We start from the raw sequence: 23249 nt of genomic DNA, 5'->3' as shown, positions 1-23249 counted from the left end.
GAAAGGAGACGTTCCGGGCATATATACAAAGCCGTTCGGCAGGCGTTGGTTCCCGGGGGAACGCCGCGGACGGCAGCGAGTTAAACACAGCTATCCTATTCCTGCATTTAGAGAATTTCGTGACGTTCCCCAACCGTTGCGTGCAAATGGCGTGCCGAATGGACCTTTTCACCAAAGCCAAAGAACTGGGCATCCAGACCGAGTTTATCGATGGTCAGGGCCACCGCCACGTCACAGACGCCGCGGCGTTAAAAATCATCCTGGACGCCCTGCCGGTCCGGATACCGCACCGGTTTCTCGAGGGGGCGGTGGTGGTCCGGTCGGGCCAGCCCTCGCGCATCGAGCTCAAGGCTGCCACGTTCCCGTTACGCTGGAAAATCGTGACGGGTCTTGAGGTTATCGCGCAAGGCGAGACCCGCGACCGCGTCATCGTCTGGCCATCCGATTTACCCGTCGGCACCTACCGGCTGCACCTGACCGATGCTTCCGCCTTGACGGAAGAAGCGCCGTTACTGGTTGCGCCACCAAAGGCCTTCGGCGGCGATTTCGACCGCTGCTGGCTGTTGGCGGTCCAGCTCTATGGCGTCCGGTCGGCGCGCAACTGGGGGATCGGGGATTTCACCGATCTCGAAGGGCTGATCGAACTGGCCTCCGATCTGGGAGCCGAGGGCGTCGGTCTCAACCCGCTGCACGCGTTATTCGACGACCGGCCGGGCGATTGCAGCCCCTATTCGCCGAACAGCCGGCTGTTTCTCAACCCGCTCTTTATCGACGTCGAAAAACTAAAGGAGTTTCTGCCCGGCGGATTCGCTGAAGACAGCGACACCATCGCCCGGCTGCGACAAAGCGATATCGTCGATTATGTCGCCGTCGCCGGGCTGAAATGGCGCGCGCTGCGATTGGCGTTCGATGCCTTCAGGGCCAAGCCCAAAGCCAGGGACCGTGCCGCTTTCGCCAGATTTCGCACCGAGCGTGCGCCGCTGCTGTCGCGGTTCGCCTGCTTCGAGATGCTTCGGCACAAGTTCGACAAGCCGTGGTGGGAATGGCCGGACCAATGGCGGCAGCCCGACGAGGCCAGATGCGCGGAGTTGCGTCAGGGCCCGGACGCGGCCGAGATCGAATTCGTCGAATTCGTGCAATGGATCGCCGACCGGCAATTGCAGGCCTGCCAGAACCTCGCGACCAGCCTTGGCATGAAGGTCGGTCTTTATCTCGACGTGGCCGTTGGCGTGCAGTCCGATGGGTTCGACGCCTGGAACGAGCAGACAGCGATTTCCCGTTACCTCGGCGTCGGCGCGCCGCCGGACCCGCTGAACACCGCAGGCCAAAGCTGGGGCCTTGCCGGCTTCAACGCCGCCGGGCTGGAAATGAAATCCTTCGAGCCCTATCGGGAAATGCTGCGGGCTTCGATGCGCTACGCCGGTGCGATCCGGCTCGATCATGTGCTCGGCCTGAAGCGGCTTTATCTCGTGCCGCACGGGTTTGCCGCCAACAACGGCGTCTATGTACAGATGCCGTTCGAGCCGCTGCTGGCGGCGACCGCGCAGGAAAGCGTGGCGCGGCGCTGCGTGGTGATCGGTGAAGATCTCGGCACGGTGCCGGAGGGCTTTCGCGAGCAAATGGCCGATTGGGGCATCTGGTCGTACAAGGTGATGATGTTCGAGCGCGACGACAGCGGTGTGTTTCGCGGCATCGATTATTATGCGCCTAACGCCCTCGTCACCTTCAATACCCATGATCTGTCGACCTATGCCGGCTGGCGCTCGTTCAGCGATCTCAAATTGAAACGCTCGCTCGGCATCGATCCCGGCGAAAGCGACGACGCGCGCTGGCACGCCCTGGCCATGCTGTCCGACGCGCTGCGCCATCATGCGATCGACCGTCACGATCTCTATGCGGTCGCAAGCTTTCTGGCGAAGACCCGTTCGCGCCTGATGGCGATCTCGCTGGAGGATCTGCTGGACGTGATCGATCAGCCCAACATTCCCGGCACCGTGAACGAGCATCCGAACTGGCGGCAGCGGCTTCCAATTGCGCTCGACAAGATCGCATCGTCGATCGACGTTGCCGCGCTCAAGGCAGCGACGGTGGAACGAACCCGCGCCAAGACACGGCGTGCGGATATTTTCAGCGAGTGATGGAAATTTGCCCGGCAGAATCGAAGACTATGGGCTGATCGGCGACTGCGAGACCGCGGCATTGGTCGGCCGCGACGGCTCGATCGACTGGCTGTGCTGGCCTGCATTCGACTCCGACGCCTGTTTCGCAAGTCTGCTTGGCACGCGCGAACACGGTCGGTGGCTGATCGCGCCTGCGGAAGAGATGAAACAAACGTCCCGCCGTTATCTGGGCGATACGCTGATCCTGGAGACGCGCTTTGAAACGGCGAAAGGGGCGATCACCCTGGTCGATTTCATGCCGCCGCGCGGCAACGCCTCCGACATCGTACGGCTGGTGCGCGGCGTCAGCGGCCGGGTAAAGTTGCGGATGGAGTTGATCATCCGCTTCGGCTTCGGCACCGATATTCCCTGGGTCAGGAAAACCGAGGACGGCGCGCTGCTAGCCATTTGCGGGCCGGACATGACGGTGCTGCGAACGCCCGTGGAGACCCGCGGCGAGGACCTGACCACCGTGGCCGATTTCGAGGTCGGCGAAGGCGAAACCGTTCCCTTCGTGCTCACTTATGGGCCTTCGCACCTGCCGGTACCCGACGCCATCGATCCTCTCCAGGCGTTGAAGGAGACCGAGGACTTCTGGAGCGGCTGGAGTAGTCAATGCATGTATCAGGGCGAGTGCCGCGACTTGGTGATGCGATCGCTGATCACGTTGAAGGCGCTGACCTATGCGCCGACCGGCGGCATCGTCGCCGCACCCACGACCTCGCTGCCGGAAAAGCTCGGCGGCGCGAGAAACTGGGATTATCGTTTCTGCTGGTTGCGCGACGCCACCTTTACGCTGTTGGCGCTGGTGAATTCCGGCTACACCGAGGAGGCGTCGGCCTGGCTGAGCTGGTTGCTGCGCGCCGCGGCCGGTTATCCGGCAAATATGCAGATCATGTACGGCATCATGGGACAGCGGCGTCTGCTGGAATGGGAAGCGGACTGGCTGCCCGGCTACGAGGGCGCACAGCCCGTCAGGGTCGGCAACGCCGCGCACGCCCAGCTGCAACTCGATGTCTATGGAGAGCTGGTTGACGCGTTTTACCAGTCGCGAGTCGCGGGGCTCGAACTCGACGAAGACAACTGGCGGCTGGGACTCGCGGTGATCGAGCATCTGGCGGAAATATGGGACCGGCCGGATCACGGCATCTGGGAGCGCCGCGGCGACCCCCGACATTATGTCCTGTCGAAAGTGATGACCTGGGTCGCGTTCGACCGCGGTATTAAAAGCGCCGAGAAGTTCGGGTTCGACGCGCCGCTCGACCGTTGGCGGAATTTACGCGATTCCGTTTGCCGCGACGTCTGCGAAAGAGGATTTGACCGCGAGCAGAATGCCTTCGTCGAGTCTTATGGATCGCAAGTGCTCGACGCCAGCATCCTGCTGTTGCCCGCAGTCGGTTTTCTGCCCGCTTCCGACCCGCGGGTCCGCGGCACGATTGCCGCCATTGAAAGACACATGATGCGGGACGGGTTTGTGCTGCGGCACGATCCGCGCGAGGTTACCGACGAAATTCAGCCGATCGAAGGCGCGTTTCTCGCCTGCAGCCTCTGGCTCGCCGACGCCTGGGTGCTGGCTGGCGAAATCGAAAAAGCTCAGGCGCTGTTCGACCGTGTCGTCGGTGTCGCCAACGATCTTGGCCTGCTGGCCGAGGAGTACGATTCCGGCGCGGGCCGCCAGACCGGCAATTTCCCGCAGGCGCTGACCCATATCGCGCTGATCAATACCGCGCATAATCTCTGCGAGGCGACCAGGACGGTCGAGAAGCCGGTCGTGCAGCGGTCGAAGTAACCAACTCCTGTCGTCCCGCGGGTGCTCGGCTTGGCCGGAACGATGAGGCACTATTATCCTGATTATCCAGCCGCGTTAATCTTCAAAATCATCTCGATCGCGCCTGCAAAACCCTCATCCTCATTCGAGGTCGTGACTTGCGTCGCCTGTTTCTTGACGTCGTCGGTGGCATTGCCCATCGCGATCGAGAAGCCGCTGGTTCTGAACATCGCGAGGTCGTTCTGCATGTCGCCGATAGTGGCGACCGCGTCGGTCGGGATGCCCTGACGCTTGGCCATCGCCTGCACGAAGGTGCCCTTGTCGCATCCGGGCGGCGTGACATCGAGATAGTAGGTCTGCGACCGGACCGCGGTCGCTTGCGTGCCTAGGGCTTTCTGCATCGCGGCTTCGCAACGCTGCAGCAGCGCCGCATCCGAACTGGCGCCCACGATCTTGCAAGCGGCCGACACATAGGGTGTAAAATCCCGGACAATGGTCGGATCGGTCCGGATCGCCCGCTTTTCATTCGGAACGTATTCGCCGTCGCCGTTGCGGGTGAACCAGCAATCGTTGGTGAACAGCCAGATATCGACGCCGAATTCCTTCAATACATCGAGGCTGCGCTCCGCCGCCGACACCGGGATCAAATGTTGTTCGATCGGATTTAGTTGCGGGTCGACAATCGAGCTTCCGTTGAAAGGTCCGACCGGCAGCGTGATTCCGAGCGGCTCGATCAAAAAACGCATGCCGATCGCCGGGCGGCTGGAAGTGATGGTGAAACTGATGCCGGCGTCGCGCAGCCGCCGCACCGCGCCGATGGCGCGGTCGGTCAGGGTCTTGTCCTTGGTCACCAGCGTGCCGTCGACATCGGAAACCACAAGCGCGATGCGGGTCATGCGCGAACCCTGCCGGTAGATTGGCCGTCGTCCGGACTTAAGCCGAGTTGGCCGATGATGTTATCGACGATGGCGTCAACGGGCGCGTCAATCGACACCGTCACCGGATTTTCTCGGGAGTCCGGCGGCTCGAGCGTCTTGAATTGGCTGGCCAATAGTCCCGGCGGCATGAAATGTCCCTTTCGTTCGGCGAGACGCTTTGCGATCAACGGCTCGGTGCCCTCGAGATAGATGATACGGACATCGGTTCGTCCATGCACGAGAACATCGCGATAGGTTCGTTTCAGCGCGGAGCAGGCGATCACGGCGTGTTCGCCGGCCTTGCAAACCCTGTCGATCTCGTCGGCGATCGCCCGCAGCCAGGGCCAGCGATCCTCGTCGGTCAAGGGTTGACCGGCGCTCATCTTGGCGACGTTGCTGGCGGGATGAAATCTGTCGCCATCCTCGTAGGTCCAGCGCAAACGTTGGGCCAGCCTTTCGGCAATGGTGCTCTTGCCGGAGCCGGACACGCCCATCACCACCAGCGCGCACGGGATTGTACCGACGTCATCGCCCACGGAAATTCTCCGGCAGCGCCGCCGCATCCACCAGCCAGACCGTCTCGCCGCTGGAGCGTGCGCGGTTCGCGGGCAGGTTCTCGCCCGCCAGCACGCGCGTCAAGATCGCGCGCTTGTCCGAGCCGCTGGCTTCGAACAGCATCTCCCGGCAGGAGTTCAGTGCCGGCAGCGTCAGGGTGACGCGCGGCACGAATGGCTCGACATGGGCCTCGGGGACACCGACCACCCAGCGTTTGGTTTCCTCCATTGCGGGATAACCCGGAAATAGCGAGGCGGTATGGCCATCGGGGCCGACGCCCATCAGCACGACATCGAACAGCGGGCGGGCGGAATCCAGCGCGTTCGCACCGTAGAACAATTGCAACTCGCGTTCATAACGGCTTGCCGCTTGCTGGGGATCGGCAGTGTCGGTCGGAATCGGATGGATGTTGCCAGCCGGCGCGTAGCGATCCAGGAAGATCCGCCGTGCCGCGCCCATATTGTTGAGCGGGTCATTCGCCGGGACAAAGCGCTCGTCGCCGATAAACCAGTGCACCCGGTCCCACGGGATCCGGCTTCGACAGGCATCGGTTGCAAGCAGTTGATAGAGTTGTCTCGGGCTCGATCCCCCGGTCAGGCAGATCGCCACGCGTCCACGATTGGCCGCGATTCTTGTCATAATACGTTCGGCAGCGCTGTTGGCGAGCGCGACCGAATCGGAAACCGTGATCAACTCGAAGTTTGCTTGATTGTCCGAAGCCATCTTAGCCGAGCTTCCGCCAGCTTCGGCCGTCGCGCTTCAGCAGTTCGTCGGCTTGCGCAGGGCCTTCGCTGCCGGCCTGGTAAGTCTCAAGGTCCCTATCGCCCGCCTGCTTCCACGCGTCCAGGAACGGCTGCACGGCCTGCCAGCCGGCCTCCACGCTGTCGGCACGCTGAAACAGGATGTTGTCGCCGATCATGCAGTCGTAGATCAGCGTCTCGTATCCGGTGGCCGGCGCCGCCTTGAAATAATCCTTGTAGCGGAATTTCATCTCGACGCCGTCGATGTTGATCGACGGTCCCGGCACCTTGGTATTGAACTGTAGCGTGATGCCCTCGGTCGGCTCGATGCTGATGACGAGATAATTCTGCGACAGCCGATCCACCGGCGTGTCACGGAACATCGCGAACGGAGCCTGCTTGAATTTGATTGCAACTTCGGTGCGCTTGATCCCGAGCGCCTTGCCGGTGCGCAGGTAGAAGGGCACGCCGGCCCAGCGCCAGTTGTCGATGGTGAGCTTGAGCGCAGCATAGGTTTCGGTTGTGCTGTCGGGTTTGACATCCTCGGTCTTGCGATAATCCGCGATCTCGGTGTCGCCGACCTTGCCGCCGCGATATTGGCCGCGGACGGAATTCTTTAAAGCATCCGCTTCGCTCTGGGTCTGGATCGCCGCCAGCACTTCGGCCTTTTCGGAGCGCACCGCATGCGCATCGAACCGGGCCGGCGGCTCCATCGCGACCAGCGACAGCAGTTGAAACAGGTGGTTCGGCACCATGTCGCGCAACGCGCCGGTCACGTCATAGAAGCTGCCGCGGTGGCCGACGCCGAGCTTCTCGTCGACGGTGATCTGGATGTGGTCGATGTGATTTCGGTTCCAGATCGGTTCGAACATGCCGTTGGCAAAGCGCAGCACCAGGATGTTCTGGACCGTTTCCTTGCCGAGGTAGTGATCGATCCGGTAGATCTGATGTTCATCGAGGATCTTCAATAACTCGCCGTTGAGGGTCCTTGCAGAAGCAAGATCGGTTCCGAACGGTTTTTCGACCACCAGCCGCCGCCATGCGTTGTCTTCTTCCTTGAGCAGGCCGGTGCGTCCGAGCTGGCGGCTGATCGTCGGAAAAGCGCCGGGCGGCGTCGCCAGATAAAACAGCCGGTTGCCGCCGGTGTTTCGCGCGGCTTCCAGCTTTTCGAGCTGCGCTTTCATCTGGTCGAACGAGGCCGGGTCTTTCGGATCGGCCTCAAAGCAGCTGACGCATTCCAGCAAACGGCTGGCTATGCTGTCGTCGACGGGACGGGTGGCGAATTCGCGCAAACCCTTCATCAGGCTGTCGCGTAGTGCATCACCGGTCATACCTTGGCGGGCGATGCCGACGATGCAGAAGTTGTCGGGTAACAGGCTGGTAGCGGCCAGGTTATAGAGCGCGGGGAAGACAAGCCGATGCGCGAGATCGCCGGTGACGCCGAAAATGACAAATGAACAGGAGTCCGGCTTCTTTTGCTTCGCTGGAGCGTCGGTCATCGACACTAGGCTTTCGGCTTGACAATGTCGGGTGCGTTCGGCCGCGCCGGATCCGGATGCTGGGCCGGCTCCTTATGGCCGCCGAAACCGGCGCGCATGGCGGAAAGAATCTTTTCGGCGAAGGTGTGCTCCTTGCGGGAGCGGAAGCGGGCATACAGCGCCGCCGTCAATACTTCGGCGGGTACGGCCTCGTCGATGGCCGCATTCACGGTCCAGCGGCCTTCGCCGGAATCCTCCACGAAACCTGAATACTCATCCAGCGCATGATTTTCGGCGAGCGCCGAGGAGATAAGGTCGAGCAGCCAGGACGGGATCACGCTGCCGCGACGCCAGACCTCGGCGATGTCGGCAATGTCGAGATCGAAACGGTGGTCGGGGGGCAACGCCTCGATATTGGCGTTCTTCAGGATATCGAATCCCTCGGCATAGGCCTGCATCAATCCGTATTCGATGCCGTTGTGGACCATTTTGACGAAGTGCCCGGCGCCGACCGGACCGGCGTGAATATAGCCCTGCTCGATGCGCGGATCGCGGCCGTCGCGTCCGCGGGTTTTCGGGATGTCTCCGATGCCCGGCGCCAATGCCGCGAAGATCGGATCGAGGCGGTCGACCACCGCCTTGTCGCCGCCGATCATCATGCAATAGCCGCGGTCGATGCCCCAGACGCCGCCTGAGGTGCCGACGTCGAGATAGTGGATGCCGTGTTGTTTCAGCGCCTTGCCGCGGCGGACGTCATCCTGCCAGAAGGTATTGCCGCCATCGATGATGACGTCGCCGGTCTGCATCAGTTTTGCCAGTTCGTCGATGGTCGCTTCGGTGATCTTGCCTGCAGGGAGCATGACCCAGACCGTCCGCGGCTTTTCCAGTTTGTTGACAAAATCCACCAGCGTGCCGGCGCCGACTGCGCCGTCGGCTGCGATCGCCGCGATGGCTTTCGGATCCTTGTCGTAAACGACGGTGGAGTGTCCGTGCTTCATCAGCCGGCGGACGATATTGCCGCCCATCCGGCCAAGGCCGATCATGCCGAGCTGCATTTTCTTATCCCTGGTTCAATGCGTCCGCGATGGCGGCGTCGAGCATCTTTAGCCCCGATTTCAGGTCGCCCTTCAAATGAACGCGCAATGCCCGCCGGCCGCGGTCGGTGAGCACGTCGAAATCGCCGCGCGCCTGCGCCGCCTTGATCACGCCGAAACTCGCCTTCTGGCCAGGTACCGCCAGATCCTTGGCGTCGTCGGCGGTGATCTGCAGGAAGACGCCGCTGTCGGGGCCGCCCTTGTAGGCCTGTCCGGTCGAATGCAGGAAACGCGGGCCGAATTCGGCGCAGGTTGCGACATGGCGCTTGTCGCGCACCGCAAGCCGCATGTGCTGCAAGGTTTCGATATGGGCATGATCGCGCTCGATATAGGCGAGCAACGCCACATAGTCCCCGGCGCCGGAACGGGCCAGATGCGCCTTCAGCCATGAGCCGAGATCGCCATCGGCGCCGGCCTTGCGCAGCGCAGCGGCATTGGTGCCATCGGTATAAAGGTCGGCTTGCGCGGTAGATATCACCGGTCTTTCGGCCGGCAGCGCGCCGGACTTTTCGAATGCCGCGGTCAACTCGCGGGTCTTGATCTTGGCGTCTTCCACATCGGGCTGGTTGAACGGGTTGATGCCGAGCACGGAACCGGCGACCGCAGTCGCCATCTCGAAGCGGAAGAATTCCTGGCCAAGATGGTCGATCGATTTCATGGCAATGCGGACCACCGGATGCCCGGCCTTTTCCAGCGCAGTCAATTTGCCGTCATGCGCCGCATCGCTTTCACCCTCAGTGCTGATGCCGATGAAGAAACGGTCATCGACGTAAAGTGACGGGTCGCCAAGCGGCTCGCCGTCGATCGGAATCAAGCCCTTGCCGTCCTTGCCGGTGGATTCGGCGATCAACTGCTCGGCCCAGGCGCCGAAATCGGCGATCTTTTTTGACGACAATATCGTCACCTTGTCGCGGCCCTCAAGCCCGGCGAGGCCCATGGCAAGGCCGAGCTGCACGCCGGGATTTTCGTGCGGCGGCACATCCGGCCCGCAGGAGCGCACCATCGAAAGCGTGTGCTTGAGGAGGCTGCGAACGTCGATGCCTGCGGTTGCGGCCGGCACCAGCCCGAACGGCGACAGCACGGAATAGCGCCCGCCGATGGTGGGATCGCCGTGGAAGATGCGCGCAAAACCCTGCTTGGTCGCGACCTTCTCCAGCGATGAGCCCGGATCGGTCACCGCGATGAAACGATGGCCGGCCTTGTCGGCGCCGATGGCCTTGGACACTTCGGCGAAGAAATAATCCTTCATCACATTCGGCTCGGTGGTGCCGCCGGATTTGCTGGAGACGATGAACAGGGTTTTGGCGATGTTGATCGAAGCCCGCATCGCGCGGACCTGCGCCGGATCGGTCGAATCCAGTACATGCAGTTTCGGGAAGCCGGCTTTCTTCGCAAAAGTTTTCGCCAGCACTTCCGGACCCAGGCTCGATCCGCCCATGCCGAGCACGACAGCGTCGGTGAAATTCTGCCCCTTTACCTTCTGCGCATAGTCCTCGTAGTCGGCAACATCAGCGGTCGCGGCACTGTTCAGCCAGCCTAGCCACTTGTCCTCGTCGGTTGCGGTCCACACCGATTTGTCGTGTTGCCAGAGCCGCCGTATCGTGGCCGACGCGCGCCAGTCCTCGGTGCTGTTCTCGACGGCCTTGCCGAGGCCGTCTCCGAGCATCAATTCCTGACGGTCGATGCCATGGCCCAGCACCGCCGCGCGCTTGTGCGCGACCGCGCCGTAAAGCTTGTCGGCGGCATCGGCAAACAGCTTAACGCCGTCCTTGACGAGGTCAGCGGTGATCGCATCGAGCGAGATGCCTGATTTCTCCAGTTCGGCGAGCACGTGCCTCGCTTCCTCGACATTCTCTTCAAGGCTGTCGCGCGGCTTGCCGTGATCGCGGAAGGCGTCGAGCGTCGCCGGCGGCACCGTGTTGACGGTGTTGGGGCCGATCAATTCCTCGACATAGAGCACGTCGCTATAGTCTTTATTTTTGGTGCCGGTCGAGGCCCATAGCAATCGCTGCGGCCTGGCGCCCCTGGCGGCGAGCCTGTCCCAGCGTGTGCCGGAAAACAGCCGCTTGTATTCCTGGTAGGCGAGCTTGGCGTTGGCGATGGCGACCTTGCCTTTCAGCGCGGTCAGCCGTTCCTTTTCGGTTGGGTCGTTGGCTTTTGCGATCTTCTCATCGAGCTGCTTGTCGACCGCGCTGTCGATGCGGCTGACGAAGAAGCTGGCGACGCTGGCGACATGGGAAGGATCGCCGCCGCCGGCGACATATCTTTCGAGTCCCGCGAGATAGGCCTCGGCGACCTGCACATAGACCTTTTGCGAAAACAACAGCGTGATGTTGATGCTGATGCCTTCGCCGATCAGGTGCTGGATCGCGGGCAGGCCCTCCGGCGTTGCCGGGACTTTCACCATCAAATTCCTGCGCCTGACGTCCTTCCAGAGCCGCTCGGCTTCGGCAATCGTGGCTTTGGTATCCATCGCCAGATAGGGCGACACTTCGAGGCTGACGAAACCGTCGTTGCCCTTCAAATGGTCGTAAACCGGGCGCAGCACGTCGGCGGCATGCTGGATATCCTCGATTGCTAGATGCTCGAACAGTTCGGCAACCGGGCGATCGCCTCTTTTCAGGGCATGGCCGATCGCGCCGTCATATTCGTCCGAACTGCCGATAGCCTTCTCGAAGATCGACGGATTCGACGTGACGCCCTTGACGCCATCGGTATCGATCAGCTTTTTCAGATCGCCCTTGGCGACGAAGCCGCGGGCCAGGAAATCCAGCCAGACCGCCTGGCCTTGGTTCTCGAGTGCTTTGACAGGATTCATGATGCCTTGTTCTGTTCGAGGTGGTCCAATCCGGGTTCCCTGCACCTTCTGGCGGGAAGCCGAATTTTGTCAACAAGTCCTTGAGGGGTGCTGACAGGGAATATCGCCGGGATAACGTTATTCACGACAGTTCGATCCCCCGAGAATCAATGGTTTGGCGCTTGTCTCAACGCGATTTTGTGATGTCGGCAAGTAGCCGGCGTGTCCGCCGGTCGATGCGATTGGCATGGCATTTGGGCTTGCGGCAGCGACGCCCTTGAGGAACTGCGGCGACGTGTGGGCGTTACGATGACAAGGCCGCTTCTTGACGCGCGGGACGCTTGAGGAGGGTGCAATGTCCAAACTTAACGTCGTTGCCGCGATCGCCCTGGCGGCGCTGCTTTCCGGTTCAACCCATTCTGCGGCTGGCCGAGGAGGCGGCCATGGTGGTGGTCACTTCGGCGGCGGTATGCGCGCAGGCGGCGTCCATTTTGGCGGCGTACGTCACTTCGGCGGCAGGTCCGCGATATCGCGACCGAGTTTCCGCGGATCCCGCTCCTTTGCCGTCCGCCATGCCCCCAGCGGTTCGGTCGGCCGCAGAACCACATTCAATGACAGCGCCAATCCGGCGCTCGGTCAGAGCCGGAGCGCGAGCTTGAGGTCCACCGCGGTACGCAGCGCGCTGAACTCGCGCGCGGTGGCCGGCGCATTGCGCAACAGGAGCGCTTTGCACGATCCGGCCGCCCGCGCCCGTATCGTTGCAACCGCGGCGACCGCCGGATGGCATGGCCACGGCCGAAACGGCTGGTGGCGACACGGCCATGGCGGATACGGCTGGGTCGGTCCGCTGTTCTGGCCGTTCGCCTATTACGACCTTTACGACTACGCGTTGTGGGGCGATGCCTACGACGACTCGTTCTGGGGGTACGGCTATGACGACATCTATGCCGGCCTGTTCGCGCCTTACGGCTATGATGACCTCATAGGGTATTTGCCGCCGGGCACCGGCGGCAGCCCGGCTGGCCCGGAGCCAGCTTCGCCCGCAGGTACGACGCCGAGCCAGTTGTCGCAAATGTGCGGCGACGACAGCCGCGACATCGCCGGTCTGCCGATCGATCGGATCCAGCAGGCCGTTCAGCCCAACGACGAACAGCGCGCGGCGCTCGATGGCCTTGCCAACGCCTCGGTAAATGCCGCGCAGGACATCAAGGCGGCGTGTCCGACCCAGGTGGCGCTGACGGCGCCAAGCCGGCTCGCAGCTATGCAAGCGCGCATCGAGGCGATGATCGCGGCGGTCGGCACCGTGCAGCCGCCGCTCGATCATTTTTATGGCCTTCTGAACGATGAGCAGAAGGCCGCGCTCAACGCGCTCGGCCAGGATCAGCGCAAGGATCGCCGTCAGGCTCGGCGCAGGCATGAAGCCGGGCAAAGCGAGATCGCTCAGGGCTGCGGCACCGCGCAACCAGGCGTGACGGATTGGCCGGCCGCCGAGATCGACGCGAGGCTGCATCCGACCGACGCGCAGCGGGCCAGCCTGACCGCGCTCCAGGATGCCGGCAGCAAGGTGGCGGACATGCTCAAAACCGCTTGCCAGGTCGATACGGCGGTGACGCCGCCGGCCCGGCTCGCCGCCGTCGGCAAACGGCTGGACGTGATGCTGCAGGCGGTCAAGACCGTGCGCACCGCACTCGACGACTTCTACGGACAGCTGACCAACGAGCAAAAGGCGCAGTTCGAAGCCATCGGCCCCCGCCACACGATGTCGGAACAGCCAGCCACCGCGCAGTCGCACTACCACCGGCACCACGCCAGCATCGGCGGAATAGTCCGTCGGTTGATTTCAATGGTCCAATGAACCGAGACGCGGATGACCCGGCCGGGGGCCATCCGCTTCGACCCTTAACCTTGCTTCTTCATTCCTCCTGCTGCGGCTTTTACCCGCGGCAAGCGCGGTAGCGTCGCGAGCGTGCATGCCGTAATATCCAAGGGAGCCGGCGAGCCCACAGGCGGCCCGTCCAGGAGAGACCGTGACGGTTTCATGATGAAACGTGCGACTTTTATCGTGCTTTGCGTGGGTGGCCTGGTCTTCGCCGCGGCATTGATCGGTCTTTTGTTCTTTAGCTGGAGGCCGGCCACCTTGCGTATCGCCGTCGGGCCACCCGGCAGCGACGACGTGAAGGTGGTCCAGGAGATCGCCCAGGCCTTCGCGCGCGAGCGGCATTACGTTCGCTTGCGAGTGGCGGTTACCGCGGGCGCCGAAGAAAGCGCCACCGCCATCGGGCATCATGAGGCCGATCTTGCGGTCGTGCGCGCCGACCTCGGCCTTTCGCCCGACGCGCTTTCGGTGGCGATCTTTCGCAAGAATCTTGTCGTACTCTGGCTGCCCAATGGCGGCGGCGCCAAGGGCCAGAAGAAAGAATCCAGCATCACCAAGGTTGCAAACCTGGCCGGACGCAAGGTCGGCATCATTGGAAAGACTCAGGCAAACGTCGACCTCCTCAAGATCATCCTGACTGAGTCCGGCGTTGCCCCGGACAAGGTCGAGATGGTCCAGTTCGGCACAACCGATTTGCCCGAGGCGCTTCGTAATCAGAAGGTGGACGCCTTCATGGCTGTTGGTCCGATCGACAGCAAGATTACCGCCGATGCGATCGCGGCGACCACCAAGCCAAACAGTGCTGTAACATTCCTGCCGATCGATGCCGCCGAGATCGTCGCGCGCAAGCACCCCGTCTACGAATCCGCGGAGATCGCCGCGGGCGCGCTTGGCGCCACTCCGGCCCGTCCGGATGACGACGTAACGACCATTGACGTCAATCATCTGATTGTCGCCCGCAAGACGCTGTCGGAGTTGACCGTCACCGCCTTCACCAAGCAGCTTTTCGCGATCCGCCATTCCCTGCAGAGCGACTTTCCGGGGGTGGCGAACATCCAGGTTCCCGACACCGACAAGGCCGCCGCGATTCCGGCTCATCCGGGAGCCGCCGCCTATATCGACGGCAACGAGCGCAGCTTTCTCGACCGCTATGGCGACTTCATGTGGTTCGGGCTGATGATCTTGTCGGGGCTGGCCTCGGGAGGCGCGTGGCTGCGCAGCTACATGCGGCGCGACGAACGGATCCATAACACCGAATTGCGCAACCGCCTGGTGGACATGATCGTCGCCGCGCGTGAGAGCGGCTCGATCACCGAGCTCGACCTGATGCAAAAAGAAGCCGACGAAATATTGCGCGACACGCTGAATTGTTTCGAAGATGGCGCGGTCGCCGAGGATACGCTGTCGGCGTTCAACATCGCGCTCGATCAGTTTCACAATGCGGTGGCCGACCGCAAGGCGTGGATTGCGGACCCCGTGTCGAGCAGGCGACGATCCGCCGCGGTTTGAGCCGCCGCGTTCGCGATTTCCTCTGATTCTATCTAGCGCAGGCTGGCGTTGATCTTGTCCAGCGCGGCCGAGCCCGGGCACAGCGCTTTCTCGCCGAGCTGGTTGAGCGGCGTTTCCACGGTGTTGAGGTGGGCGTGAAGGTCGTCTGAATCAGGATCGACATAGAGCAGGCCGGTGACGATCTGGCCTTTGGCGGCGTGCTTTTGCAGGAACGTCATCGCCCCGACGCGATCATGCGGGTCATAATCCGCGTCGATCTTGCGCAGCGCTATTTTGGAGCCATCGTGCTGCTCGACCACCTGCACGGTGCCCGGCGCGTAATCGACCGTGATCGGGTCGCGGCCGGTGATGACGTCGAGGCGGTTCACCGCGTCATTGTGCTCGCGCACGTAGTCGAAGCTCTTGGTCGAGCCGGCGTGGTTGTTGAAGGCGACGCATGGGCTGATCACGTCGATGAATGCCGCGCCCTTGTGCTGGATCGCAGCCGCGATCAGCGGCACCAGCTGGGTCTTGTCGCCGGAGAAGCTGCGCGCCACGAAGCTCGCGCCAAGCTGAAGCGCGATCGCCACCAGATCGATGGCGTTGTCGGTGTTCATCAGGCCGCGCTTGTTCTTCGAGCCGCGGTCGGCGGTAGCCGAGAACTGGCCCTTGGTGAGGCCGTAAACGCCGTTGTTCTCGACGATATAGGTCATGTTGACGCCGCGCCGGATCGAATGCGCGAACTGGCCGAAGCCGATCGAGGCCGAGTCGCCGTCGCCGGAGACGCCAAGATAGATCAGGTCGCGGTTGGCGAGGTTGGCGCCGGTCAGCACCGACGGCATCCGGCCATGGACCGAATTGAAGCCGTGCGAATTGCCGAGGAAATAGTCCGGCGTTTTCGAGGAGCAGCCAATGCCGGAAATCTTGGCGACGCGATGCGGTTCGATCGAAAGCTCGTAGCAGGCCTCGATGATCGATGCCGTGATCGAATCGTGGCCGCAGCCGGCGCACAGCGTGGAAACCTTGCCCTCATAATCGCGGTGGGTGAAGCCGAGATCGTTCTTCGGCAACCCCGGATGCTGGAATTTCGGTTTCGCAATATAGGTCATGACTTCACCTTGCGGAGCGGGGTCACCTTGAGCTGGTCCTGGTGGTCGCCGATGGCGTCGGCGATGAAGCGCGCGGTAATCGGCGTGCCGTCATAATGCAGGATCGGAACCAGCCGGACCGGATCGATGCCGTTCTCGTTGACGATCAGGGAACGGAGTTGGGCGTCGCGGTTCTGTTCGACCACGTAAACAAAATCATGGTCGGCGATGAAGCTCGCCACGCTGGAATGGAACGGGAAAGCGCGGATCCGCAAGCGGTCGAGCTGATGCCCGCGTGCTTCCAGCAGGCCGATCGCCTCATCCATCGCGGGCGCGGTCGAGCCGAAATAGATCACGCCGTATTTGGTGGGCTTGGCGGCATTGGCCTGCAGCGGACGCGGCACCATGTCCTGCGCGCTCTCGAACTTGCGCACCAGCCGCTGCATGTTGTCGGCATAAACCGAGCCCTCCTCGGAATAGCGCGCATAACGATCGCGCGAGGTGCCGCGGGTAAAGAACGAGCCCTTGGTCGGGTGCGTGCCAGGATAGGTGCGGAACGGAATGCCGTCGCCATCGACATCGAGGTAGCGCCCGAAGTCGCGTCCGTCGCTGAGCATCTCCGCCGTCATCACCTTGCCGCGGTCGTATTGACGCGCGTCGTCCCACTTCAGCGGACGACTTAGCCGATGGTTCATGCCGATATCAAGATCGAGCATGACGAAGATCGTGGTCTGCAGGCGCTCGGCGAGATCGAAGGCCTGGGCTGCGAATTCGAAGGCTTCGGCCGGGTCTTCCGGAAACAGCAAGACATGCTTGGTGTCGCCGTGCGAGGCGTAGGCGCAGGCAATGATGTCGCATTGCTGGGTCCGCGTCGGCATGCCGGTCGACGGCCCGGCGCGCTGCACATTCATGATCACGGCCGGTATTTCAGCGAAGTACGAAAGGCCGATGAATTCCTGCATCAGCGAGATGCCGGGACCCGAGGTTGCGGTGAAGGCGCGCGCGCCGTTCCATGACGCGCCGATCACGATGCCGATCGAAGCCAGTTCGTCCTCGCCCTGGACGATGGCGTATTTGGCCTTGCCGGTTTCGGGATCGTGCCGCAGCCGCTTGCAGTGGCTGGTGAAGGCGTCGGCGAGCGACGACGACGGCGTGATCGGATACCAGGCACATACCGTGGCGCCGCCATAGACCGCACCGAGCGCGGCCGCGCTGTTGCCTTCGATGAAGATGCGATCGCCGACCTTGTCGGCTTTCCGGACCCGCAGGCCGATCGGGCATTTGAGATTCTGCAGCGCCCAGTCGCGGCCGAGATGCAGCGCGTGGACGTTCGACGACAGCAGCTTTTCCTTGCCCTTGTATTGCTCGCCGATCAGTTGCTCGACCAGTTTCGGATCCATGTCGAGCAGGGCGCACAACGAGCCGAGATAGATGATGTTCTTGAAAAGCTGGCGCTGGCGCGGATCGGTATAGGTCGAATTGGTGATGGCGGTGAGCGGCACGCCGATCACGGTGATATCGGCGCGGAATTTCGACGCCGGCATCGGCTTGGTCGAGTCGTAGAACAAATAGCCGCCGGGCTCGATCGAAGCGAGGTCCTTGTCCCAGGTCTGCGGGTTCATCGCCACCATCATGTCGACGCCGCCGCGCGCGCCGAGATGGCTGTCCTCGGTGACGCGCACCTCGTACCAGGTCGGCAGGCCCTGGATGTTGGACGGGAACACGTTGCGCGGCGACACCGGCACGCCATGGCGCAGGATCGAACGGGCGAACAGTTCGTTGGCGCTCGCCGAACCCGAGCCGTTGACGTTGGCGAAGCGAACTACGAAGTCGTTTACGCTGCTGATCGGGCTTTGGACTGGCATGATGTACCCGCGAGAGTCATGTCGATGAGATATTTCTGCATGTCCCAGGCGCCGGTGGGACAACGTTCGGCGCATAGGCCGCAATGCAGGCAGACGTCTTCGTCCTTGACCATCACCCGCCCGGTCTTGAGGCCGTCGGCGACGTAAAGGTCCTGGTCGAGATGCGGCGAGGGCGCCTTCAGCCGCCCACGCAGGTCGGCTTCCTCGCCGTTCTCGGTGAAACTGATGCAGTCCATCGGGCAGATATCGACGCAGGCGTCGCACTCGATGCACAGAGGCGCGCTGAATACCGTCTGGATGTCGCAGTTCAGGCAGCGCTGGGCTTCGCCGAGCGCCAGCTTGAGGTCATAGCCGAGTTCGACTTCGGCGCGGATATCCTTCAGCGCGATCACCTTGTCGCGGTGCGGCACCTTGTAGCGCTTGTCGCTGGAGACGTCGTTGTCGTAGCTCCACTCATGGATGCCCATCTTCTGCGACGATATCTGCACCTCCGGCAGCGGCCGCTCGGTGATGTCCTCGCCGGAGAGAAGCTTGTGGATCGAAAGGGCGGCGTCGTGACCGTGCGCCACCGCCCAGATGATGTTCTTCGGGCCGAATGCCGCGTCGCCGCCGAAGAACACCTTTGGATTGGTCGACCCCATCGTCGTGGTGTCGACCTTGGGCATGTTCCACTTGTCGAATTCGACGCCGCAGTCGCGCTCGATCCAGGGAAAAGCGTTCTCCTGGCCGACCGCCACCAGGACATCGTCGCATTCGACGGTCTGGTCCGGTTCGCCGGAAGGCACCAGGTTGCGCTTGCCCTTGGCGTCGTACTCGGCCCTGACCTTCTCGAAGGTGACGCCGGTGAGCTTGCCGTTGTCGTGGGTGAACGCGTTCGGCACCATGAAATTGAGAATCGGAATGTCCTCGTGGAGGGCGTCTTCCTTTTCCCAGGGGCTCGCCTTCATCTCCTCGAAGCCGGAACGCACGATCACCTTGACGTCCTCGCCGCCAAGCCGGCGCGCGGTGCGGCAGCAATCCATCGCGGTGTTGCCGCCACCCAGCACGATCACGCGGTTGCCGATCTTTTCGACATGACCGAACGAGACGCTGGAGAGCCAGTCGATGCCGATGTGGATATTCGCAGCGGCTTCCTTGCGGCCGGGAATCTCGAGCTCGCGGCCGCGCGGCGCGCCGGAGCCGACAAAGACCGCGTCGTAGTTCTCGCCGAGCAGCTTCTTCAAGCTGTCGATACGCTGACCGCCCTTGAACTCGATACCGAGGTCGAGGATGTAGTCGGTTTCTTCGTCGATCACCGAATCCGGCAGCCGGAATTTCGGAATCTGCGTCCGCATCATGCCGCCGGCTTTCGGGTCGGAATCGAATACCGTGCAGTGATAGCCCAGCGGCGCCAGGTCACGCGCAACCGTCAGCGAGGCCGGACCGCCGCCGACGATCGCGATGCGCTTGCCGTTTTTCGGCGAGGGCCTTGGCATGCGGTGTTTGACATCATCCTTGAAGTCGGCGGCGACGCGCTTCAGCCGGCAGATCGCGACCGGCGTCTCCTCGACGCGGCCGCGGCGGCATGCGGGCTCGCACGGACGATCGCAGGTGCGTCCCAGGATTCCGGGAAACACATTCGATCTCCAATTGATCATGTAGGCGTCGCTATAGCGGCCTTCAGCGATCAAGCGGATGTATTCCGGAACTGGCGTATGCGCGGGACAGGCCCATTGGCAGTCGACCACTTTATGAAAGTAGTCGGGCGCCGAGATATCAGTCGGTTTCATTCCTACCTTGTCCGCGTCAATTCCAGGAATAACGCGGCCTTGCTTTCCTGCGAACGCTCAGGTGGCGTTCTTGTGGTTTTTGAATTGGATCATAGGGTTACCTTATTAGAGACATTCGACATGATGCACAAAGGCATTTTTGGCTATTCACCATTCGTTGTCGGTCCGCTCGCGCAGTTTTAATGTCGAACCGGTTAAATGCGGCGCTGCAGCATAAGGGTTGGTGCGGTCAGGACGGGGGAATATCGCTCTTTGCGAGGTCCCACATCAGCTTGTAGACGCCGGTTGAGACCATGACGGCGGATTGGAATGCTGCGTTGTTCGCAAAGCGCGTCGCGAGCGCCGCACCAACCGCATTCACATCGGTTCCGTCGATCAGCACAAACCAGTCGCCGGAACCCGAATCGGAAACCGGGGGATCGGCGGTGATCGGCCGCGACAGCTTTGGGTCGCTTTCGATCAGGTGCATGGAGATGATCCCATCCAGCGCCTTCGGATCGAGTAGGTCGTGCAGCGCAGCTCGCAGTTTGTCCTTGCCGTCGGCGAGGGGACGAAAGCGGATGATGCCGAGCGCCGCTCCACGGCCAGGTCCGCGGCTGATCGTGATGCGCGCGATCGCGCGGATCATGTTCTTGAAGCGCGCCATGCAGGTCTTCGACCAATCGGTGGGATTGGCCAGTACCGCGCGATAGGCCGAGCTGTCGAGGACCTCGAAGGTCTCAGTCGAGTAAAGGCAAAGATATTTCGGCGAGCCCTGGTGCGCGACGTAGCGACGGGCTTCGAGAAAGCCGTCGATGGCGACGCGCTCCAGAAGATGCTCGCGGTCGTACCATCGATTGAATTCGGCTTCGTCCGAGGAATCGATGTTCATCGATGTCAGCAGCATGCCTTTTCCGGCGATCGGCATTTGTGAAGGTCCTCTATTCGTTGATTTTGGACGCCAGATCCGCAATCGCTTTCATCACGACGTCCCGGATGCCGGGATCGTACAACGAATGGCCGGCGCCTTCGATGACGCGAATTTCGGAACGGGGCCAGACTTCGCCGAGTGCATGCGAAGTCGCCGGCGGACACAAGAGATCGTAGCGGCCCTGGATGATGATGCCGGGAATGCTCGCCAGTTTTCCGGCTTCCGCCATCAACTGGTTGGGCTTCATGAAGCAGTCGTTCTGGAAATAATGCGCTTCCATGAACGGGGTCGCGGGCAGGGTGCGCGCCGAATCCAGTGCGGCGATGTCCAACCTTGTGCGTCCCGGCCTGTGCTCGGAAAGAATGCTTTCGGTGACATTCCAGGCGCGGGCGGCCGGGCCGTGGATCGCGGGATCCGAATCGAGGATGCGCCGGAAATAGGCGTCGAGCGGCCGCGCGCGTTCCTCCGGCGCCAACGCATGGATGAAATCATGGCTGAGACCGGGATAGAAACGCGGCAGCACGTCGAGAAATGCGTTCTCGAGCTCCGCGCGGGTGCCAAGGAAGGTCGCGCGCAACACGATACCCGCGACCCGGTCCGGGTGCGCCTGCGCATAGGCCAGCGCCAGCGTCGCGCCCCAGGAGCCGCCGACCACCATCCAGCGTTGGAAACCGAGTTTGTCGCGGATCATCTCCATGTCCGCAATCAGGTGAGCCAGCGTATTGTGCTCGCGGCGGCCCTTCGGGCGGCTTCGCCCGGCGCCACGCTGGTCGAACAGTACGGCATGGAAACGCTCGGGATCGAACAGCCGCCGGTGGTCGGGCTGGCAACCGCTGCCGGGTCCGCCGTGCAGATAGACCGCCGGGATGCCGTTGGTCCGGCCAACGGTTTCGACGTAAATCTCGTGGCCTTCGCCGACCGGCAAAAGGTACGACGTCAGCGGCGCGAACGGATCGGCACGGTTGACGGTGGATTTCCCCGCCTCGGCGTCAGGCGCCATGCTCGCCGCCCGTCTCCAGCGTGCCCCCGGAAAAATTGCGGTAGATGAAACGGCTGTTGTTGCCGGCGGCTTCGGTCTCGGCCATCCTGAAAATCTGTTCGTGCATCGGCGACAGCGTGCAGGCCGGGTCGGTATTGCCGGCATCGCCGGTCAGCGCGAAGGCCTGGCAGCGGCAGCCGCCGAAATCGACTTCCTTGAACGCGCAGCTTTGGCACGGCTCCGGCATCCAGCCGGTGCCGCGGTAGCGATTGAAGGCTTCGGAATTCTGCCAGATCCAGGCGATCGAATGGTTCGACCGCACCGACAGGAATTCCAGGCCGGTGATGGTTTCGGCGGCGTGGCAGGGCAGGATCTTGCCCGCGGGCGAGATGTTGAAGAACTGCCGGCCCCAGCCGCCCATGCACTTCTTCGGCCGCAGCGCATAGTAATCCGGCACCACATAGTCGATCGCCAGCACGCCCTTCAGCCGCGCCTGGGCTTGTTCGACGAGGCGGCTGGTTTCCTCGATCTGCTGCATCGTCGGCATCAACGCCGCGCGGTTCTTCAGCGCCCAGCCGTAGTACTGCACGTTGGCGACTTCGAGCCGGTCGGCGTCGAGATCGACCGCCATTTGGATAATGTCGGGAAGCTGATGCAGGTTCTGCCGGTGCATGACCGCGTTGACCGTCAGCGGCATGTCCAGCTCGCGCACCCACTTTGCGACTTCGAGCTTCCTGGCGTGTGCGTTCTTCAAGCCGGCGACGCGGTCGGCGACAACAGGCTCGTTGCCCTGGAAACTGATCTGCACATGGCACAGCCCGGCATCGGCCAGCGCCGAGAGCTTCTCGCGGGTCAGCAGCACCGCTGACGTAATGAGATTGGAATATAGTCCGACATCGCTGGCGTGCTGGACCAGTTCGACCAGGTCCTTGCGCGCGGTGGGTTCGCCGCCGGAAAAATGAATCTGCAGCACGCCGATCTCGGCGAGCTCGGCAAGGACTTTCTTCCATTCCTCGGTCGTCAGCTCGCTGCCACCACGGTCGAGTTCGATCGGGTTGGAGCAATAGGGGCATTGCAGCGGGCAGCGGTGCGTCAGTTCGGCGAGCACCGCGAGCGGAATGCCGAAGGTCTCCGCCGTCGAGCCGCGCTGCTCCAGCACCGCGAGCCCGTCGGAGGGATCGCTGGCTGCCTGATGAGCGTCGGTCAGGGTCGGACTCATGATGTCTTCTCGCGCGCTTCCGTCAAAAATCCCTTGTCGGCAAGATCCTGCAGCATGGCGACCACGTCGGTTGCGATCGCGCCACGTTCGGCGGCGTATTTTTCCGCAAGCTGGTCGACGATCTGGCCGACGCTGCGCACGCCGTCGCAAAGCTGAAGCACTTCCACGGCGATCTCGTCCGGCGCCAGCACACGCTCCGGCGCCAGAATGACCCAGCGCTGCCGCGTCTCGTCGAATTTCAGTTTTGCATGCCGCGGCAGAACCGGCCGGCTGGCCTCGCTGACGCTGATGTTGCGGCTTGCTGCCATCGGTTCGCTCTGGTTTCGTTCTGTTTTGCTCTAGCTTGCCCCGGGAACAAACGCTCCCGGCGGCACATGGTCATCGACATAGGCATGATACAGCGCGTCAAGCTGAACCCATAGCACATTGGTCTTGAAAAGCAGCGCATTGCAGACTGCTTCGCGCTCGGCCGGCGTCTTCGCATGGGTCTTGACGAAGTCGAGCGCGAAGTTGGCGTCGCGCGGCGCCTGCTCCATGCGCCGGCTGA

General features: G+C 62.5%; 17 protein-coding genes and 1 pseudogene. 4 read left to right on the top strand and 14 right to left on the bottom strand.

The features are described 5' to 3' along the window. Positions 1–158: 158 nt before the first annotated feature. Together malQ and E7813_RS05405 are read left to right on the top strand one after the other, a co-directional pair. Complete coding sequence (gene malQ / locus E7813_RS05410; protein WP_291571619.1) at positions 159–2138, top strand: 4-alpha-glucanotransferase; 1980 nt, start codon at positions 159–161, stop codon at positions 2136–2138. Positions 2139–2145: 7 nt separating this feature from the next. Further along, a complete protein-coding gene (locus E7813_RS05405; RefSeq protein ID WP_291571617.1) occupies positions 2146–3948 on the top strand; it encodes a glycoside hydrolase family 15 protein in 1803 nt (600 codons plus the stop codon). A 62-nt stretch (positions 3949–4010) separates the two neighbouring features. Here E7813_RS05405 and E7813_RS05400 read toward each other — a convergent pair whose 3' ends face one another. The 6 genes from E7813_RS05400 to E7813_RS05375 are packed head-to-tail and all read right to left on the bottom strand — an operon-like array spanning position 4011 to position 11529. After that, a complete protein-coding gene (locus tag E7813_RS05400) occupies positions 4011–4823 on the bottom strand; it encodes a Cof-type HAD-IIB family hydrolase (RefSeq protein ID WP_291571615.1) in 813 nt (270 codons plus the stop codon). Beyond that, a complete protein-coding gene (locus tag E7813_RS05395) occupies positions 4820–5338 on the bottom strand; it encodes a gluconokinase (protein ID WP_291571720.1) in 519 nt (172 codons plus the stop codon). The genes E7813_RS05400 and E7813_RS05395 overlap by 4 nt, the downstream gene beginning before the upstream one ends. A 31-nt stretch (positions 5339–5369) precedes the next feature. After that, a complete protein-coding gene (gene pgl / locus E7813_RS05390) occupies positions 5370–6122 on the bottom strand; it encodes a 6-phosphogluconolactonase (protein WP_291571613.1) in 753 nt (250 codons plus the stop codon). Between the two features lies 1 nt (position 6123). Next, on the bottom strand, positions 6124–7638 hold the full coding sequence (zwf, locus tag E7813_RS05385) for a glucose-6-phosphate dehydrogenase (RefSeq protein WP_291571612.1): 1515 nt from the start codon (positions 7636–7638) through the stop codon (positions 6124–6126). A 5-nt stretch (positions 7639–7643) separates the two neighbouring features. After that, entirely contained in the window at positions 7644–8672 is a 1029-nt protein-coding gene (gene gnd / locus E7813_RS05380) for a phosphogluconate dehydrogenase (NAD(+)-dependent, decarboxylating) (RefSeq protein WP_291571610.1), read from the bottom strand. Positions 8673–8676: 4 nt separating this feature from the next. After that, positions 8677–11529: a bifunctional transaldolase/phosoglucose isomerase gene (locus tag E7813_RS05375; RefSeq protein WP_291571608.1), complete on the bottom strand. Its 2853-nt coding sequence runs from the start codon at positions 11527–11529 to the stop codon at positions 8677–8679. Between the two features lie 634 nt (positions 11530–12163). On the opposite strand from E7813_RS05375, the gene E7813_RS05370 reads away from it, so the two are divergent. Beyond that, positions 12164–13363 (top strand): Spy/CpxP family protein refolding chaperone, encoded by a 1200-nt coding sequence (locus E7813_RS05370; RefSeq protein ID WP_291571606.1) that lies wholly within the window; start codon positions 12164–12166, stop codon positions 13361–13363. Positions 13364–13549: 186 nt separating this feature from the next. Beyond that, the gene (locus E7813_RS05365) at positions 13550–14893 is read left to right on the top strand and encodes a TAXI family TRAP transporter solute-binding subunit (RefSeq protein ID WP_291571605.1); all 1344 of its coding nucleotides are present in this window, start codon (positions 13550–13552) and stop codon (positions 14891–14893) included. Between the two features lie 32 nt (positions 14894–14925). Here E7813_RS05365 and E7813_RS05360 read toward each other — a convergent pair whose 3' ends face one another. The 8 genes and pseudogenes from E7813_RS05360 to E7813_RS05325 form a co-directional block, all read right to left on the bottom strand. Further along, a complete protein-coding gene (locus E7813_RS05360; protein ID WP_291571604.1) occupies positions 14926–15981 on the bottom strand; it encodes a 2-oxoacid:ferredoxin oxidoreductase subunit beta in 1056 nt (351 codons plus the stop codon). Continuing rightward, complete coding sequence (locus E7813_RS05355) at positions 15978–17825, bottom strand: 2-oxoacid:acceptor oxidoreductase subunit alpha (RefSeq protein ID WP_291571602.1); 1848 nt, start codon at positions 17823–17825, stop codon at positions 15978–15980. Before E7813_RS05355 ends, E7813_RS05360 begins: the two co-directional genes overlap by 4 nt. Further along, complete coding sequence (locus E7813_RS05350; protein ID WP_291571600.1) at positions 17795–19594, bottom strand: FAD-dependent oxidoreductase; 1800 nt, start codon at positions 19592–19594, stop codon at positions 17795–17797. Before E7813_RS05350 ends, E7813_RS05355 begins: the two co-directional genes overlap by 31 nt. A 229-nt stretch (positions 19595–19823) precedes the next feature. Beyond that, positions 19824–20501 carry a DUF4286 family protein gene (locus tag E7813_RS05345; protein WP_291571598.1) on the bottom strand — a complete coding sequence of 226 codons (678 nt, stop codon included), beginning with the start codon at positions 20499–20501 and terminating at the stop codon, positions 19824–19826. A gap of 13 nt (positions 20502–20514) precedes the next feature. Next, a complete protein-coding gene (gene pip, locus E7813_RS05340) occupies positions 20515–21504 on the bottom strand; it encodes a prolyl aminopeptidase (protein WP_291571596.1) in 990 nt (329 codons plus the stop codon). Beyond that, positions 21494–22702 (bottom strand): pyrroloquinoline quinone biosynthesis protein PqqE, encoded by a 1209-nt coding sequence (pqqE, locus tag E7813_RS05335; protein WP_291571595.1) that lies wholly within the window; start codon positions 22700–22702, stop codon positions 21494–21496. The genes pip and pqqE overlap by 11 nt, the downstream gene beginning before the upstream one ends. Next, the gene (pqqD, locus tag E7813_RS05330) at positions 22699–23010 is read right to left on the bottom strand and encodes a pyrroloquinoline quinone biosynthesis peptide chaperone PqqD (RefSeq protein ID WP_291571593.1); all 312 of its coding nucleotides are present in this window, start codon (positions 23008–23010) and stop codon (positions 22699–22701) included. The genes pqqE and pqqD overlap by 4 nt, the downstream gene beginning before the upstream one ends. A 30-nt stretch (positions 23011–23040) precedes the next feature. Beyond that, a pseudogene (locus E7813_RS05325) lies at positions 23041–23249 on the bottom strand (pyrroloquinoline quinone biosynthesis protein C); the annotation flags it as partial.

The organism is Bradyrhizobium sp. (genome assembly GCF_004799405.1).
Classification (GTDB): domain Bacteria; phylum Pseudomonadota; class Alphaproteobacteria; order Rhizobiales; family Xanthobacteraceae; genus Bradyrhizobium.
The sequence above is the reverse complement of the archived record's forward strand: the minus strand, read 5'-3'. Positions and strand labels throughout refer to the sequence as shown.